The organism is Microbacterium sp. (assembly GCF_047607465.1).
Taxonomy (GTDB): Bacteria; Actinomycetota; Actinomycetes; order Actinomycetales; family Microbacteriaceae; genus Microbacterium.
This window is the reverse complement of the sequence record NZ_JASGCY010000083.1, coordinates 23,510-35,425: the sequence shown is the minus strand read 5'-3', so window position 1 is coordinate 35,425 and position 11,916 is coordinate 23,510. Positions and strand designations below refer to the sequence as shown.

Annotated in this window: 29 protein-coding genes and 1 pseudogene; 12 read left to right on the top strand and 18 right to left on the bottom strand. The window is 63.6% G+C overall.

Annotation, left to right across the window (positions count from 1 at the left end; genetic code table 11):
- The 17 genes and pseudogenes from QM568_RS12295 to QM568_RS12215 all read right to left on the bottom strand — a co-directional run.
- Positions 1-600, bottom strand: a pseudogene (locus QM568_RS12295) (hypothetical protein); the annotation flags it as partial.
- Entirely contained in the window at positions 597-938 is a 342-nt protein-coding gene (locus tag QM568_RS12290; RefSeq protein ID WP_415139233.1) for a hypothetical protein, read from the bottom strand. The pseudogene QM568_RS12295 and the gene QM568_RS12290, both read right to left, overlap by 4 nt.
- The gene (locus QM568_RS12285) at positions 935-1,081 is read right to left on the bottom strand and encodes a hypothetical protein (protein WP_415139231.1); all 147 of its coding nucleotides are present in this window, start codon (positions 1,079-1,081) and stop codon (positions 935-937) included. The genes QM568_RS12290 and QM568_RS12285 overlap by 4 nt, the downstream gene beginning before the upstream one ends.
- Positions 1,082-1,124: 43 nt before the next feature.
- Complete coding sequence (locus QM568_RS12280) at positions 1,125-1,352, bottom strand: hypothetical protein (RefSeq protein WP_415139229.1); 228 nt, start codon at positions 1,350-1,352, stop codon at positions 1,125-1,127.
- Between the two features lie 70 nt (positions 1,353-1,422).
- A complete protein-coding gene (locus QM568_RS12275) occupies positions 1,423-1,773 on the bottom strand; it encodes a hypothetical protein (RefSeq protein WP_415139227.1) in 351 nt (116 codons plus the stop codon).
- Between the two features lie 117 nt (positions 1,774-1,890).
- Positions 1,891-2,136, bottom strand: coding sequence for a hypothetical protein (locus QM568_RS12270; RefSeq protein ID WP_415139225.1), 246 nt, complete (start codon positions 2,134-2,136; stop codon positions 1,891-1,893).
- A gap of 92 nt (positions 2,137-2,228) precedes the next feature.
- Positions 2,229-2,597: a hypothetical protein gene (locus tag QM568_RS12265; protein WP_415139223.1), complete on the bottom strand. Its 369-nt coding sequence runs from the start codon at positions 2,595-2,597 to the stop codon at positions 2,229-2,231.
- Between the two features lie 195 nt (positions 2,598-2,792).
- On the bottom strand, positions 2,793-3,167 hold the full coding sequence (locus QM568_RS12260; RefSeq protein ID WP_415139221.1) for a hypothetical protein: 375 nt from the start codon (positions 3,165-3,167) through the stop codon (positions 2,793-2,795).
- Between the two features lie 5 nt (positions 3,168-3,172).
- A complete protein-coding gene (locus QM568_RS12255; protein ID WP_415139219.1) occupies positions 3,173-3,514 on the bottom strand; it encodes a hypothetical protein in 342 nt (113 codons plus the stop codon).
- 2 nt (positions 3,515-3,516) lie between these two features.
- Entirely contained in the window at positions 3,517-3,780 is a 264-nt protein-coding gene (locus QM568_RS12250) for a hypothetical protein (RefSeq protein WP_415139217.1), read from the bottom strand.
- Positions 3,777-4,070: a hypothetical protein gene (locus QM568_RS12245; RefSeq protein WP_415139215.1), complete on the bottom strand. Its 294-nt coding sequence runs from the start codon at positions 4,068-4,070 to the stop codon at positions 3,777-3,779. The genes QM568_RS12250 and QM568_RS12245 overlap by 4 nt, the downstream gene beginning before the upstream one ends.
- Positions 4,071-4,261: 191 nt before the next feature.
- The gene (locus QM568_RS12240) at positions 4,262-4,702 is read right to left on the bottom strand and encodes a hypothetical protein (protein ID WP_415139213.1); all 441 of its coding nucleotides are present in this window, start codon (positions 4,700-4,702) and stop codon (positions 4,262-4,264) included.
- A 774-nt stretch (positions 4,703-5,476) separates the two neighbouring features.
- Positions 5,477-5,716: a hypothetical protein gene (locus tag QM568_RS12235; protein WP_415139211.1), complete on the bottom strand. Its 240-nt coding sequence runs from the start codon at positions 5,714-5,716 to the stop codon at positions 5,477-5,479.
- A gap of 133 nt (positions 5,717-5,849) precedes the next feature.
- Positions 5,850-6,074 carry a hypothetical protein gene (locus tag QM568_RS12230; protein ID WP_415139209.1) on the bottom strand — a complete coding sequence of 75 codons (225 nt, stop codon included), beginning with the start codon at positions 6,072-6,074 and terminating at the stop codon, positions 5,850-5,852.
- Positions 6,075-6,542: 468 nt separating this feature from the next.
- Positions 6,543-7,208, bottom strand: coding sequence for a hypothetical protein (locus tag QM568_RS12225; RefSeq protein WP_415139207.1), 666 nt, complete (start codon positions 7,206-7,208; stop codon positions 6,543-6,545).
- Positions 7,209-7,217: 9 nt separating this feature from the next.
- On the bottom strand, positions 7,218-7,346 hold the full coding sequence (locus QM568_RS12220) for a hypothetical protein (protein WP_415139205.1): 129 nt from the start codon (positions 7,344-7,346) through the stop codon (positions 7,218-7,220).
- Between the two features lie 583 nt (positions 7,347-7,929).
- Positions 7,930-8,316 (bottom strand): hypothetical protein, encoded by a 387-nt coding sequence (locus QM568_RS12215; RefSeq protein WP_415139203.1) that lies wholly within the window; start codon positions 8,314-8,316, stop codon positions 7,930-7,932.
- A 48-nt stretch (positions 8,317-8,364) separates the two neighbouring features.
- Between QM568_RS12215 and QM568_RS12210 the strand changes: the two genes are divergently transcribed.
- The 12 genes from QM568_RS12210 (at position 8,365) to QM568_RS12155 (ending at position 11,702) form a co-directional block, all read left to right on the top strand.
- Positions 8,365-8,607, top strand: coding sequence for a hypothetical protein (locus tag QM568_RS12210; protein ID WP_415139201.1), 243 nt, complete (start codon positions 8,365-8,367; stop codon positions 8,605-8,607).
- Between the two features lie 181 nt (positions 8,608-8,788).
- Positions 8,789-9,091 carry a hypothetical protein gene (locus QM568_RS12205; protein WP_415139199.1) on the top strand — a complete coding sequence of 101 codons (303 nt, stop codon included), beginning with the start codon at positions 8,789-8,791 and terminating at the stop codon, positions 9,089-9,091.
- 155 nt (positions 9,092-9,246) lie between these two features.
- Positions 9,247-9,525: a hypothetical protein gene (locus tag QM568_RS12200; RefSeq protein WP_415139197.1), complete on the top strand. Its 279-nt coding sequence runs from the start codon at positions 9,247-9,249 to the stop codon at positions 9,523-9,525.
- Positions 9,522-9,794 (top strand): hypothetical protein, encoded by a 273-nt coding sequence (locus QM568_RS12195; protein ID WP_415139195.1) that lies wholly within the window; start codon positions 9,522-9,524, stop codon positions 9,792-9,794. The genes QM568_RS12200 and QM568_RS12195 overlap by 4 nt, the downstream gene beginning before the upstream one ends.
- The gene (locus QM568_RS12190) at positions 9,791-9,988 is read left to right on the top strand and encodes a hypothetical protein (protein ID WP_415139193.1); all 198 of its coding nucleotides are present in this window, start codon (positions 9,791-9,793) and stop codon (positions 9,986-9,988) included. Before QM568_RS12195 ends, QM568_RS12190 begins: the two co-directional genes overlap by 4 nt.
- Positions 9,985-10,197: a hypothetical protein gene (locus QM568_RS12185; protein WP_415139191.1), complete on the top strand. Its 213-nt coding sequence runs from the start codon at positions 9,985-9,987 to the stop codon at positions 10,195-10,197. Before QM568_RS12190 ends, QM568_RS12185 begins: the two co-directional genes overlap by 4 nt.
- Positions 10,194-10,439, top strand: coding sequence for a glutaredoxin family protein (locus tag QM568_RS12180; RefSeq protein ID WP_415139189.1), 246 nt, complete (start codon positions 10,194-10,196; stop codon positions 10,437-10,439). The genes QM568_RS12185 and QM568_RS12180 overlap by 4 nt, the downstream gene beginning before the upstream one ends.
- Entirely contained in the window at positions 10,439-10,675 is a 237-nt protein-coding gene (locus tag QM568_RS12175; protein ID WP_415139187.1) for a hypothetical protein, read from the top strand. Before QM568_RS12180 ends, QM568_RS12175 begins: the two co-directional genes overlap by 1 nt.
- Positions 10,675-10,887: a hypothetical protein gene (locus QM568_RS12170; protein WP_415139185.1), complete on the top strand. Its 213-nt coding sequence runs from the start codon at positions 10,675-10,677 to the stop codon at positions 10,885-10,887. The genes QM568_RS12175 and QM568_RS12170 overlap by 1 nt, the downstream gene beginning before the upstream one ends.
- Entirely contained in the window at positions 10,884-11,054 is a 171-nt protein-coding gene (locus tag QM568_RS12165) for a hypothetical protein (RefSeq protein ID WP_415139183.1), read from the top strand. Before QM568_RS12170 ends, QM568_RS12165 begins: the two co-directional genes overlap by 4 nt.
- Positions 11,051-11,215 carry a hypothetical protein gene (locus QM568_RS12160; protein WP_415139181.1) on the top strand — a complete coding sequence of 55 codons (165 nt, stop codon included), beginning with the start codon at positions 11,051-11,053 and terminating at the stop codon, positions 11,213-11,215. Before QM568_RS12165 ends, QM568_RS12160 begins: the two co-directional genes overlap by 4 nt.
- A 262-nt stretch (positions 11,216-11,477) precedes the next feature.
- Positions 11,478-11,702, top strand: a complete 225-nt coding sequence (locus tag QM568_RS12155; RefSeq protein ID WP_415139179.1) for a hypothetical protein — start codon at positions 11,478-11,480, stop codon at positions 11,700-11,702.
- Between the two features lie 21 nt (positions 11,703-11,723).
- On the opposite strand, the gene QM568_RS12150 is transcribed toward QM568_RS12155, so the two are convergent.
- Positions 11,724-11,912 carry a hypothetical protein gene (locus QM568_RS12150; protein WP_415139177.1) on the bottom strand — a complete coding sequence of 63 codons (189 nt, stop codon included), beginning with the start codon at positions 11,910-11,912 and terminating at the stop codon, positions 11,724-11,726.
- Between the last annotated feature and the right edge of the window lie 4 nt (positions 11,913-11,916).

The window sequence follows — 11,916 nt, the reverse complement described above, 5'->3', positions numbered from 1 at the left end:
GCTCGCGCCGTAGTCGCCCGAGTTGGTGCTCGCGCCGTAGTGGCCCGAGTTGGTGCTCGCGCCGCCGTGGCCCGAGTTGGTGCTCGCGCCGCCGTGGCCCGAGTTGGTGCTCGCGCCGTAGTTGCCCGAGTTGGTGCTCGCGCCGTACTGGCCCGAGTTGGTGCTCGCGCCGCCGTGGCCCGAGTTGGTGCTCGCGCCGTAGTCGCCCGAGTTGGTGGCAAGGGAATTCGGCTCGGTCGTGTTCTTGGACTTCACCTTCGACTTCTTCACGTTCGCGAACACGAAATCGATCTGCGCCTTGATGAGCGCGGGAAGCTCGATCCTCGCGCCCACCCTCATGACCCGCGCAGCCTCCTTGGAGTCACCACCCGGCTGCGGGCCGGTCGACTCCTCGACTTCCACTATGTGATACAGCGACTCTGCGGGAGCCTTGTACCAGAAGACATCGATCGGCTGCGTCACGTAGTGGAAGCCCTCCCGGCAGAGGACGGCCGGCCGACCGTGGTCGTAGGTTTTACCTTCCTCGAACTGGAAGCCGTTGCACTTCATGTTCTTGTCGAAGCCCTTGATTGCGATGGGCTTGTAGTTGGTGTCGGTCATCGTGCGTTCTCCTTTGCGTAGCGGGCGGCGCGCTCGAGCGCCATGAGGATTTCGGCCTGGGTCGGGCAGGACTCGTAGTGAGCCGCCTCCTCCAAGGTCATGTGTGTGGGCCTTGGGTTCTCCGGGTCGAGCGGCGTGAACCGCCAGCCCCGGATGCGCTGCCATGCAGCGACAGCAGGGCTCGCGTAGTACGCCTCATGCCATTCGTTTAGGGCAAAGAAGCCCCGGGGCGGCGGCGTGACCGGAGCGGACTCGATAGCCCGGAACACGTCGGCGCGCTGGCTTTCCGTCAGCCACGGGAAAGCGTCGAGTGCGTTGGCGATGAGGGTGAGTGTCACAGCTTCGCCTCGATGTCGTCGAGTGCCGCCTGGATGTAATCGCGGACGTTCGTCAGATAGTCCGACACGTCAGCCAGAGTGAGTGTGCCGTCGCCGTCGTTCAGGTGGCGAACCAACGCATCCAGCTCATTCTCGGCGTCCATGATGGTGTTGACGGATTCTCCGGGCAGGTTGTTCCAGTCCGTGTCAGTTCTCCTTGTCGTTAGCGAGGTTTGCGAGGCGGGTGAGCACCTTTCGGGCGTGCTCGATCTGAGGGAGGGGGGCGACGCCCATCGCCTCTTCGGCTTCGTCCGCACCGATGAACGAGTTGGTGTAGCCGTTCACCAGGTCTGCCCAGTCTTGCGCCTGGATGGCAGGCACTCGCGTGAATCCACGCGGGATGCTTTCGCGGAAGGCGGTGAGGATCGGGTTCATGCGTCGTCCTTTCGGCGGAGGTGGATAGCGTAGGCGAGCAGGATGCAACTGCCGATCATGAGGAGCCCGCTTACGTCCACGATTCCGTCCACCCTTCCGGCAGGCTCACCGCGTGGTCGTCCTTGTGCAGGTAGTACAGCGTGGCGCCGAAATCGATGTCACCGTTATCGAACCTGACATCCTCATCATCGACGTCCATGTCGTGGGCGTAGTTTTGGCGGACGCTCTGATCGACCGCCGCCAGGTCGCCACCCCTCACCACCTCGCCGCAGCGCGGGCATTCCAGCGTCGTGAACGTCTCGCCGCGCTCCACTACTTCCATCACTTTCAGGCGCGGGAACTCCGTCTTGGCAATCAGTGCCGTCAGGCGCTCCCATTCTGCGATCAGGTTGTCTCCGTCATGGATTTCGATCTTGGTCATGTTTGCCCGCTTCCTTGTCGTTGCCCATGCTTTTCGATTGCTTAGTGAACCCGAACCGCCCTCAGTCCCCATGCCCTGAGGACGGCCCGCATTCCCCAATAATGCAGGTTTTGCGTCCTACTTGCGTCGCCTGCCCGATAGCAGAGCTGCGCCCGCCAGGACGAACCCGCCCGCGAGCACGAGCGTCAGGGTGAGGAAGAACGTCCCGTCGAACCCCGTTTCGGCCAGTCCTGCGCTCGGTGCCGCGGTTGTAGCCGTGAACGTCACACCGTAGCCCGGCGTGCTCGTGTAGTCCGGCGCGCTCGCGAACGTCGCCGGGTTGACCTGGACGGACTCGATCGCGAACCCGTCCGGAACCGCCACCAGCTCGGTTTCGCCCGCGAATGTGAAGCCGTCGCCTGTGAAACAGTCTGCCGTCGCCGACCCCTGGTCAGTTGCGCATTCTTGCAGCTCGATCATCGCGTTTTGCTCCATTCCTCATAAACAGCTCTGATCGCCCTCAGCTCCGCCTTCTGCAAGTTGGAGAGGATCGGCTTGCCGTTTGGCACCTGCCGCAACTCCCGCAAGGCTACCGGTGCCGCCGTCTCCGGGCTTTCAACGAGCGCCACAACGAGACTTTTCATCTCCGCCAGCAGGCCGCTAGTGGGTATCCGCATCCCGCTAGGCGCGTGCGTTACCGTCCAGGCGTTGCGCATCCGCGTGTGATTGATAACCCAGTCAGGCGCAGCGCCCGCGAGCTTGTAGACGGTCGTCCACTCCGGGCCGTTGTGGAATTGCAACTCAATCTCCTGCCTGCGCCACTTATAGGTGGTCGTGGTCGTCATGCGTTACCCCTTTCGTTCGTTGTCTCGATGAAATCGTGCACTCCTCGTAAGCCGTGAAAGCGGCCAGGATCAGCGCGTCCCGGATGGAGGGGTCTTGGGGTAGGTCAGGGTGCATGTCCCTAAGGACCCAATCGGCCACGTCCACGGCGCTCGCCCTGTTGCCTTCGCGTTGCTCGGTAACGGTTTTGTGGAACATCACAGCACCATCTCCGGCCATGTGACCGTGATCTCCGCGGCCACGTACCCCAATGTGTAGTCGTTCTTCACGAACCACCGCCACCGCTCGCCCGCGCCCTCCTCAGCGTCCCGCCCCTCCATGAACGCGCCCGGCTTGCAGTGTACGAGCACGGCGCCCCGCAGCTCATACTCGAAATCGTAGGAGGCGTGATCGTAAAACCCGCTGTCCGACAGGTCGATGCCGTCCGTCTCGTTGCCGGTCACGTACCTGTCTGTCAGGTACTCCCCGACAAACTCGATCACATCTTGAACGGTTGCGCCTTCGATGCCCGTCACCTTGCCGAAGTTCTCCGGCGGGATCACCGCGTCATGGAGCGTGATGCTGTAGTTCATTCCCATCAGTCTTGCTCCTCTTCTCGTTCAATATCCACTTTCGCGTCCGCCACCGCGGCCGCGACCTGTTCACGCATGAGCGCCTTCCGCGCCCCGATCTCATCGTCCCCGTGCAGGACTCGCGTCGCCGCCCTGTGTGCCGCCTCAGCCAACTGTTTACGTGTCGCGCCCGGCCATTGCTGCACCGCCTCCTCGTGCGCCGCGTCGTACTCCGGCAAGCCTGCCTTAGGCGTCAGCTGGAGCAGCGCCAGCGCGTCCTCGACCACCGCCCACCTGTCAGCGGGCGGGAGTGCCGCCAACGCGCGCCGCACCACAGCCGCTTCCTTCGCGCGCTCGATCTCGACCACGCTCACAGCCTGACCTCCTCCGTGTACGTGGTCACGAACGGAGGTTCTCCGGCCGCGTTCAGTAGCGCCATTTGGAGCGTGTGCAGCCGGTCGAAATCCCTGAACGGCAGTGCCGCCCACGCCTCCCCGTCCAGGCGTTCCGCCTCCCCCATTAGCTCCGCCTTCACGGCGGGGAGCAGCTGCGCCTCATCCGCCTTCAGGATCAGCGACGGCGGGAACCCCAACGTGTCCGGCCATTCGATCACTGCCGCGTAAACCGTGCTCATGCTGTCTTCTCCTTCTCGAACGCCGCGATCTGCTGCGGCGTGCCGAACATTTCCAGGTTCTCCCGCATCAGTTTCGTGTATTGCTTTTCGCTCAACTTCGGCGGCTCGCCTGTGGCTTTGCGTGGCCGCTTCGGCTTGAACCCAGGATCGTGCCGCGCCTCTATCCACGCCTCCACCTCAGGCGCTGCGGGCTGCGGGTACACGGCGCCGGGGCGCACCGCGCAGGTGTGCGGGCGGTCAGGCCGGTACGGGTGGCCGTTGTTCGTGCATCCTTCGCATTGTGTGAGCATTTACGCTTCCCCTTCCCTCGTGGCCGAATTGTGCGCCCATGCACTCCCGCCGCAGTGGGCTGTGATCAGTGCGCATTCCAGTAGGTAACGCTGATCCTCGCTCAGCTGCGCCGCGAGAATGCTCGCATTCGTGCCCACCTGGCCTATAAGGCGCTGTGCGTAATCGATCGCCGCATCCGCGGGACTCGTGCTCATGCGCCCATCTCCCACATCTCCGCGAGCGCGTCGTTCAGCACATCGACCGTGGCGCGCGGGAGGCTCCGGACGGCCTTATCGCCGCCCCGGTACACCTCCACTGTCGCGTCCTCCAGGCTCAACCAGACATCCGGCCCGCCGACCGTCAGGCAGACCATGCCGCTCCGGTAGGTGCGATCGCTGTCGATCACGTAGCACACGTCCAGCGCGTCCTCTAAGAAGTCGTGCGCCGTGACGGCATCCCAACCGCCCGGCAGTTCGCCAGTGTCTTTTAGCGTGTCGCGCTCCTCATCGGTCAGGTCGAGCGCGTCGAGGATGTCGACCAGGATTTCAGCCTCATCGCCGTTCTCGTGCCGGTACCCGAACGGTGCGCCATCGTCGGCGTCCCAGAACTTGCGGGCGAGTCGTGTCGCGTAGTCGGTTGCATCGTTGCTCATGCTCTTGATCCTTGTCTTTGGTGGCTTGTCTTTGGTGGTGGTTCGTTGATACGACCCTACAGCTTGTGTCATGTTTTGCGACACTCTTTTAGGGCTTGTTCGGTCACGGTTTCATAACGGTGGCGGTCAGGTGATCGAGTCTCCGACGGTGCTACGCGCGTCGCGACACGCCCGGACTGCGAAACTCGAGACCGCACCCAGGTTTCACTCAGCTTCAGCAACTCAGAGCACTTTCAGCAACATAGAGCGGTTTGCTCTATGGGGAGGTTCTGCTGAATGTTGAGGCGGTTCTGTTGAGGACTTGATCATTTTATGCAGGTTGAGGCCGACGGCTGCACGGTGGTTTGGTATAGAGGTGAGCGCTCCAGGTTGTTGAAAGTGCTCTGAGTTGCTGAAGCTGTGAAAAGGCTGTGAGGGGTTGGTTGCCTAGAAAACACTGGAGTCAAGTTTTGAGACGTTGGAAATTTCTCAAGACATATATATATATCTATTATAGAGATATAGAGATATATATTTATGTGTAAGTGGAGCCAATTTTGACCACTAGCACGCCTCGCGCTTCGACCGTCCCGCCTCGCGACGCGCGTGCGCGCGCGTGATACACCAAGATTCCGTGGTCGTCGGCGGATCGTCCCTTTTCTCAGGACACTCTCAGGGCTCTCGGTCGCAACCCCTTTGCCATCCGTCTGCATGCGGTCGATCGTCGTCGGTCGATCGAAACGACGTGCCGCCAATCGAAACGACGTGCAGCCAATTGGAGGCGTCCGGCGGTCGTCACTCGACTCCGATCTCACGCTCCAGCATGTCGATGAGCGGGCCGATGTTCCCGGCCTTGCATGCCGCGTGCGCGAGGCGGCGGGCTTTCTGCCATGCGTAGGCGGCGATGTCCTCCAGGTCGTCGAGCACGGCGCGCGCATGGATCTTCAGCGCGTCGGCATATTCGAGGCCAAGCCGGTGGCACGCGTCGTCTCGGATGCCGGTCGCGTCGGCGTACGTCATGGAATTGGTGGACATGGGCTTTCTCCTTCGATAGGTGTCCGCAGGGGCGTCAATGCCCGCGCGCGGCGCTGTGCTTCAATCTGACGGCCTTACGGCGCGTTCGGGTACCCGCGTAGGGTGCGAGGATTTGAGGCGCTTAGACGGGCACCTACGGCTTGGCGGCGAACGTGGCCACGTGAACGCGTTCCGTCAAGCGTCCCCAATCGTCCGTTTCGTTGCTCGTGATGTGGACGCGGTAGGTGTCGCCGCCGCAGGTGAGCGCGTAGCGCTTGCGCTTGCTGCGACAAGAGTCGCAGCCGTTGTCGATCATCCAAGCGCACGCGCGCTTGTCGACGGCGGTCAGGTGGCCGGTGAGCGTGGAAATCTGCGCCACGGCCTACCCCCCTCCCATCCGGTACAGCACGGCCCATCCGACCGCCACGGGCCCGGGCACATATGCGCCGACGTATTCGCCGGTAATGGCAGAATAGGCCGCGCCGAATTCGAAATTGGACATGATTAGTTCCCGTTCAAGTCGCGCACGCGGGCACTGGCCGCGCGCTTAGTGGCGAAGAAGAGGTTCGGGTTATCGAGCCGCGTGGGAGTGTGGTTATTCCCCGGCTTGACATGCCACGTTCCACCGTGGCGCCCGTCCTGAGTCATGGAAGTGATACGGTACATGATGAATCTGCCTTCTTTCAGTGTGCGAGTGCGTGGGGTCAGCGCGCGCTACGCCGGTAGCGCGGATGATGATCAAGGATGTGATAGGCGCAAGGTACGCCTACATACAGCACGGCAAGCAGAATTGTGGTGCCCACCGCGACATGAAAGAGGAAGATGAGAGTGACGGCGTAGGCGGGCATCATGCGTCCTCCAGCGCGATACCCAGCGCCGCGCACGCTTCCTGGACCCACACGGTTTCGACGTGACCGGGGTCTGAATAGCCGCAGTGGCGCTCTGAGACATAGGCGGCTACGTCGTCACGCGCGTCATCCGGGATATCGAGATAGATCATTTCGGAATTGAGCGCGTCATCCCACGCCGCCTGCTCACGCGCCAAATAGTCGAACTCATCAAGCACGGGATAGTCCGTGAAATGATCGGCGCGGCTGAACAGCTCATCGATAATTCGCCACGCACCAGCCGCTTCCCCCGCTTCGAACTCATCCGGCTCAATGGGGAACAGCACGCCCTCAACGTCATCATTGAGCGGGATGAGCACCATTGTGCGAGTGCCAGACGAAACGAGTTCGATCACGGGCGAATCGATGCCGGAATAGTCCGATTCCAGCGTGGCGGCGTTGGAATAGTCCAGAATATCCGCACCGTACCCCGTGTGGATATCGAACACGACCAGATACCAGTGTGCGTACCCACCCCCGTAAAAATAGGCACCGTCGGCGTAGAACGCGAGGCGCGCGCGGCCGGGATCAGCCGTGGCAAGGATGTGCTCTGCAAGTGCTTGCGCGACTCCCGGCGCGCTCTCGGTCCTCCCGAAATAGCGGAAAGGCTCGATGATGGAAGGCATGATGAATCCTTACTTGCCGTGGCGCGAGTGCCCCGCGCGGGTGATGGTGAGTGCGCCGCGCTTAGCAGCGCGTGCCGTGCGAATGGTGAGCGTGTGAGCGCGCGCCGTGGCGGTGCGCTTGGAGTCAGTGCGAGCCATGATGCATGTCCCCTTACGAGATGGATAATGAGTGGTGGGTGATGAGTGCCACGAGGCGCAACCGAGAGGAACAAGGGGCGCATGTCCCCGCCCTGTAGAGCCACATTGGTGGATACGCGGGATTCAAGCGCTAGGTGCTCGGTGCTTCGGTTGCGGTGTCGTGCTGACATGTCCATAGTGGCACGAAATGCGACGTAGACAAGCACCAAACGGGTCATCGTTACCTAACCGTTACCCACCACCCCGACGCCGGCAGGTAGGCGTACAGAAAACCCCTGGTCAGCATTGGAAAACAACGGGCAAACATGCCGGATTGTTGCAGCCGGGGAGCAGGCGGGAGGGTTTGGCTGCCCTTCCGTAATTTTGCCTCGCCATCAGGGCTTTTCAGGGGACACCACCCCACCGGCCCTGGTAAACCGTCAATTTTGCCCCGCCATCAGGGCTTTTCAGGGGTGAATGCCCGGCGCAAGCGTCGCGGATGCCGCTTGCGCCGGAGGAGACGGTGCTGTATTATGCCCGGCCCTGCTGGAAATTTTTTGCACCCGATCAGGCGCCACCTAGGGGTTATTACCCCGCCTGGCGGTTAGCGTTCCAGGTCGGCCTCCACGCAGGCCGCGACTGTCGCCGCCATCGCCTGGTCGAGCTGTTCTACGGCATCGCCAGTGTCGCGACCGGTGGTGCGGGCTTCGTTCAGCCGGTCCACGAACACCCGGATCTCGGCCGCATAGGCGGTGAACTCCGGCAACCCTTCCAGGCCTTCGATCCGGTCGGCGACCTCGAGCACGCCGGCGAGGTCGCCGTGGGCAGCGTCCTCGCTCGCCGCCGTCATCTCGACCGCGAAGTCGCCGAGGAGGTCTTTGAACTGTTCGCAGGACGCCTCCACGGGGTCGGCGGCAGTGCAGCCGGCCAAAAGGGGTGCACCCAGCAGTGTGACGAGAAGGATAGTGAAGGCTGGTCGGCGGTTGGTCATGTCCGAACCTTAGCGGTCGGCGCGGATATGCGTTACTCTTGTCGCATTATGCAACTTGGCTCTGAGAACACGTTTGACGGCTTCGCCGATGCGGATACCCGCCACGCCATCCTGGAAAACCTCGTCCAGTACGGCCCCGAGGAGTACCGCCGGCGCCGCTGGGTGGCGATGGACACCGCTCGTCAGCTCGACCCGCCGATCAGTTGGGACGACATCGCTGGGGCGATGGGGATCGTCCGCGGATCGGCGATCCGTATGTACGGCGAGATGCTGAAGCAGGGCAAGGCCTGATTAGGCGGCACGGGCGCTCCTAGGCTGAGGCTGTTCCCGACGTGGAGCAGCGAGCGTGTGGTCCGCTCGAACCCCCGGCCGACCTCGCGCCGGCCGGGGGTATTCCGCGGACTTGCCCCACCTGGTCACATAATGTAACTTGATTACTGTAGGTTTACAGTCTTGATGAGAAGGGACGCTGATGACCACACTCCCCCCGCCCGATTGCGCTTTCGGCTACACGCAGGAGCAGGTCAACGATCTGCTCGGCGACGGCCCCGCCCAGCAGGCGTTCTGGGATTGGATGTACGGCCAGACGCAGGCATTGTGCACGGGCGAGCAGTACAGCCACACGGAAGGCCACATGGTCCCCAACAGCTGCGCAGGTCACCCGCACGGCCCGGTCGTGTACACCTGGGATTTCGCCCGCTACTGGAACCATGTGCGCAGCCGGCCAGCCAACCCGGACGGCTCGCCCGCTTCGACGCCGGTGATCCATGATTGACGACGAGCGGGCCGGGTCGGACTCGCGCAACCGGCATACCGCCCTCGGCGTGCTGGCGTACGAGGCCGGGCGGCGTGCTGTGCGCCGTAGGCGGAGGGTTTGCGAGCGGCGCCTCCGGCGCGTCGAGGAGCGTGCCAAGCGGGCAGGGGCGGGTCATGATTAGGCTCCGGAGCGCCTTCTCCTTCCTGGCCGGTTTCCTGACCGGCCTCGCCGTCTACCAGGGCCCTGATGTCAGCCGTGCTGCCGCCAGGAGGGCTGCGCGCCTGCTGCATGACCAGCCTGCGACCCCACCCGGCCACCGTCCGCGTTACCGTTACTGGAACGGCGGGGTCGAGGTGACCGCCCCGGACACTCAGTGGCCGCTCGCCTACCGGACGGCGAACCCAGCCAACCCAGTCCCCGAACCAGACCCGACCGTTAAGGAGACCCCATGACAACCGCCACCGAACCGGCCGAGGCCGAGGCCGAGGCCGAGCCAACCGAACCCGCAGCACCCGACAACGCAGTCACCTTGACTATCACGTTCGAAGACAACGGCAACCCCGCCCCCGCAGTGGATGCGAGCAGGCGCTTGACGGTGACGACGCCACTGGGCGACCTGGCGCGCACCAACCCGGCGGAGTTCGCCCGCCAGCAGGCGGAGATCGTGGAGCGGACGCTCGCGGTCGTACTGAAGGCGCTCCCGTCAATGGAGGAGGCATGATGATCAGCCTGGGCAAAGCAGTGTTCGGTTGGCACGCGGAGGCGGTCTGGCCGCATCTGCGTGCCTGGGGCATGACGCGCAAGGCGGCGCTCGCCCGACTGGACAGGAAGACAAGAAGCACCCCCGTGGAGGCTTACCGGCCGCGGTTCTCGGACCCGACGCTGTACGACAGTGACGAGGAGTGGTGGTATTGAAGGTTTACGCGACCGGCGAAGAGTATATCGACGAGGACCGGACCGTCATTTACGCCTCTTTCGGGGAAGGGAATACCGACCACCTGGAGGTGCACCTCGAAGGCGTGGCGCCGGACACGGACGGGTGGTTCGGCGGCTGGTTCCGCGTGGCCGACCTGCAAGCAGTGATCAGCAAGGCGATCGAACAGGCGGGAAGGACGCGCCCATGACCAACACCCTCACTGTATACAGCAGGACGGTCTGCCCGTCCTGCGGGGCCGCCAAGCGACTCCTGAAGAGCAAGGGCATCCCTTTCACGGAGATCAACGTGGAGGAGGATGAGGCAGGGCGCAGGCGGCTGTTGGAGAAGGGCTTCCAGGCTGTACCCGTGTTCCACTATGCAGGCCGCTGGGAGACGATGGCCGGCCTGCGTAACATCATCAACATCATCGAAGAAGAAAGGGTCGCATAGTGCCCAAAGGATACCCGAACCCGAAGCCCGCGCCACTTGAAGTGTCTGTCACGCCACTGACCGCCGGCGGTGCGATTAAGCACCTTATTTCCGCGCTCGGAGCCGAGTTCGACGCGGTGGCGAAGGTGGATATCGCTCTCCGCCACCCAGACGGGGACGCCGTGGTGCGCCTGCTGGGCGCCGACCGGTCGCTGCGCTCGGTCCGGGTAGAGCTGCCGACCGAGCGGGGCAGGTGATGGTGACCGAGTTCGCCCCCGGCGACCTGGTGTTCATCGGGCCGGCCGCACCGCTCGACACCAAGGTGGTCTGGCGCGTCTCCAGGATCAACCAGGCGGATGAGGGGCGCTTCTACGCCACCCTCCGCTCAGGGATGACCGGGCGGGTCTCGATCGTCCCCGTGGAGCGCCTGACCAAGTTCACGCCTCGCGTCTCGGAGCCTGCGCTGTGAGCGGCCGGGACGTCACCCTGGCCGCAGAGGCGATCGTGGGGATCGTGAAGGCGGATGAGCGGCGGCGCATCCAGGTGGGCCGCCACGCAGCACGCGACGTGACCGAGTGGCGCGTCTACCGTCTGGACGACGGGCGCACGATCGTGCTCGAGGCGGTAGAGAAGTGACCCCGTTCCAGCCGGGCAACCAGGTGGTGACGCAGGACGGCACGCGCGCCGAGTTCGTGAAGTATGTCAGCGGCCCTGCGCGCGGCATCCACGCCGTGATCCGGGTCGGCCAGGATACGCGCGTGGTCGACCCTGTGACGTTGAAGGCGGTGAAGCCGTGAGGGTGATCACGACGGAGAGAGGTTCCCGCTACGAGATCGACGGGGACCTTGCACGTCGCGTGAACCCAGCCGCCGCGAAGCGGGTTGACGGCGAGTGGGTGAGGCTCCTCCTTCCGATTCCCGACGAGCCCTTGGTTGGCCGTTCGCTCCGGATGACCCTGGAACCGCTCAATGGTTACGGTCCTGACGATTACGGGGTCACGGACGGCGGGCCTACGGTGCGCACCACGTCGCCGGTCGTGTCGGATGAGGTGGTGGAGCCGTGAGCGAGGATAGGGTCAACTCGCCCAGCTACTACGTGATGCCGAACGGCGCCGAGACGGTCAGTATCACGCAGTGGCTCACGTCCGCCGGCGCCCAGGCGGTGCAGTATATCGTCCGCTCCACCCGCATCGACGGCGTGGTGAAAGAGAACCAGATCGAAGACCTGGAAAAGGCCGCCTTCTGGTTGGCGGTCGAGATCAAACGCCTCCGCGAAGCTGCGTGACCAGGCTACGCCCTCCCCGCCTTAGGGGAGGGCGTAGCCGTCTTCCATGATCACGGAGATGCAGAACGCCTCCTTGAGCGCCTTGATGGCTGTCGCCTTGTCGAACCGGTAGCAGTGGTCGCCGGTTTCCAGGTACACATGCTCCTCGCCCACCTCGAACTCGACGGAGCGGAACCCGTGAACCTCGCGAACGACAACCGTCTTCCCCATATGA

Bases quoted from the DNA above. Each gene is read 5' to 3' on its own strand.
- QM568_RS12200 (WP_415139197.1), top strand. From the start codon at position 9,247: ATGATTAGGCTCCGGAGCGCCTTCTCCTTCCTGGCCGGTTTCCTGACC.
- QM568_RS12150 (WP_415139177.1), bottom strand. From the start codon at position 11,912: ATGGGGAAGACGGTTGTCGTTCGCGAGGTTCACGGGTTCCGCTCCGTC.
- QM568_RS12235 (WP_415139211.1), bottom strand. From the start codon at position 5,716: ATGTCCACCAATTCCATGACGTACGCCGACGCGACCGGCATCCGAGAC.
- QM568_RS12275 (WP_415139227.1), bottom strand. From the start codon at position 1,773: ATGACCAAGATCGAAATCCATGACGGAGACAACCTGATCGCAGAATGG.
- QM568_RS12225 (WP_415139207.1), bottom strand. From the start codon at position 7,208: ATGCCTTCCATCATCGAGCCTTTCCGCTATTTCGGGAGGACCGAGAGC.
- QM568_RS12280 (WP_415139229.1), bottom strand. From the start codon at position 1,352: ATGAACCCGATCCTCACCGCCTTCCGCGAAAGCATCCCGCGTGGATTC.
- QM568_RS12180 (WP_415139189.1), top strand. From the start codon at position 10,194: ATGACCAACACCCTCACTGTATACAGCAGGACGGTCTGCCCGTCCTGC.
- QM568_RS12240 (WP_415139213.1), bottom strand. From the start codon at position 4,702: ATGAGCAACGATGCAACCGACTACGCGACACGACTCGCCCGCAAGTTC.
- QM568_RS12250 (WP_415139217.1), bottom strand. From the start codon at position 3,780: ATGAGCACGGTTTACGCGGCAGTGATCGAATGGCCGGACACGTTGGGG.
- QM568_RS12265 (WP_415139223.1), bottom strand. From the start codon at position 2,597: ATGACGACCACGACCACCTATAAGTGGCGCAGGCAGGAGATTGAGTTG.
- QM568_RS12195 (WP_415139195.1), top strand. From the start codon at position 9,522: ATGACAACCGCCACCGAACCGGCCGAGGCCGAGGCCGAGGCCGAGCCA.
- QM568_RS12210 (WP_415139201.1), top strand. From the start codon at position 8,365: ATGCAACTTGGCTCTGAGAACACGTTTGACGGCTTCGCCGATGCGGAT.
- QM568_RS12260 (WP_415139221.1), bottom strand. From the start codon at position 3,167: ATGAACTACAGCATCACGCTCCATGACGCGGTGATCCCGCCGGAGAAC.
- QM568_RS12220 (WP_415139205.1), bottom strand. From the start codon at position 7,346: ATGGCTCGCACTGACTCCAAGCGCACCGCCACGGCGCGCGCTCACACG.
- QM568_RS12170 (WP_415139185.1), top strand. From the start codon at position 10,675: ATGGTGACCGAGTTCGCCCCCGGCGACCTGGTGTTCATCGGGCCGGCC.
- QM568_RS12285 (WP_415139231.1), bottom strand. From the start codon at position 1,081: ATGGACGCCGAGAATGAGCTGGATGCGTTGGTTCGCCACCTGAACGAC.
- QM568_RS12205 (WP_415139199.1), top strand. From the start codon at position 8,789: ATGACCACACTCCCCCCGCCCGATTGCGCTTTCGGCTACACGCAGGAG.
- QM568_RS12245 (WP_415139215.1), bottom strand. From the start codon at position 4,070: ATGCTCACACAATGCGAAGGATGCACGAACAACGGCCACCCGTACCGG.
- QM568_RS12215 (WP_415139203.1), bottom strand. From the start codon at position 8,316: ATGACCAACCGCCGACCAGCCTTCACTATCCTTCTCGTCACACTGCTG.
- QM568_RS12190 (WP_415139193.1), top strand. From the start codon at position 9,791: ATGATGATCAGCCTGGGCAAAGCAGTGTTCGGTTGGCACGCGGAGGCG.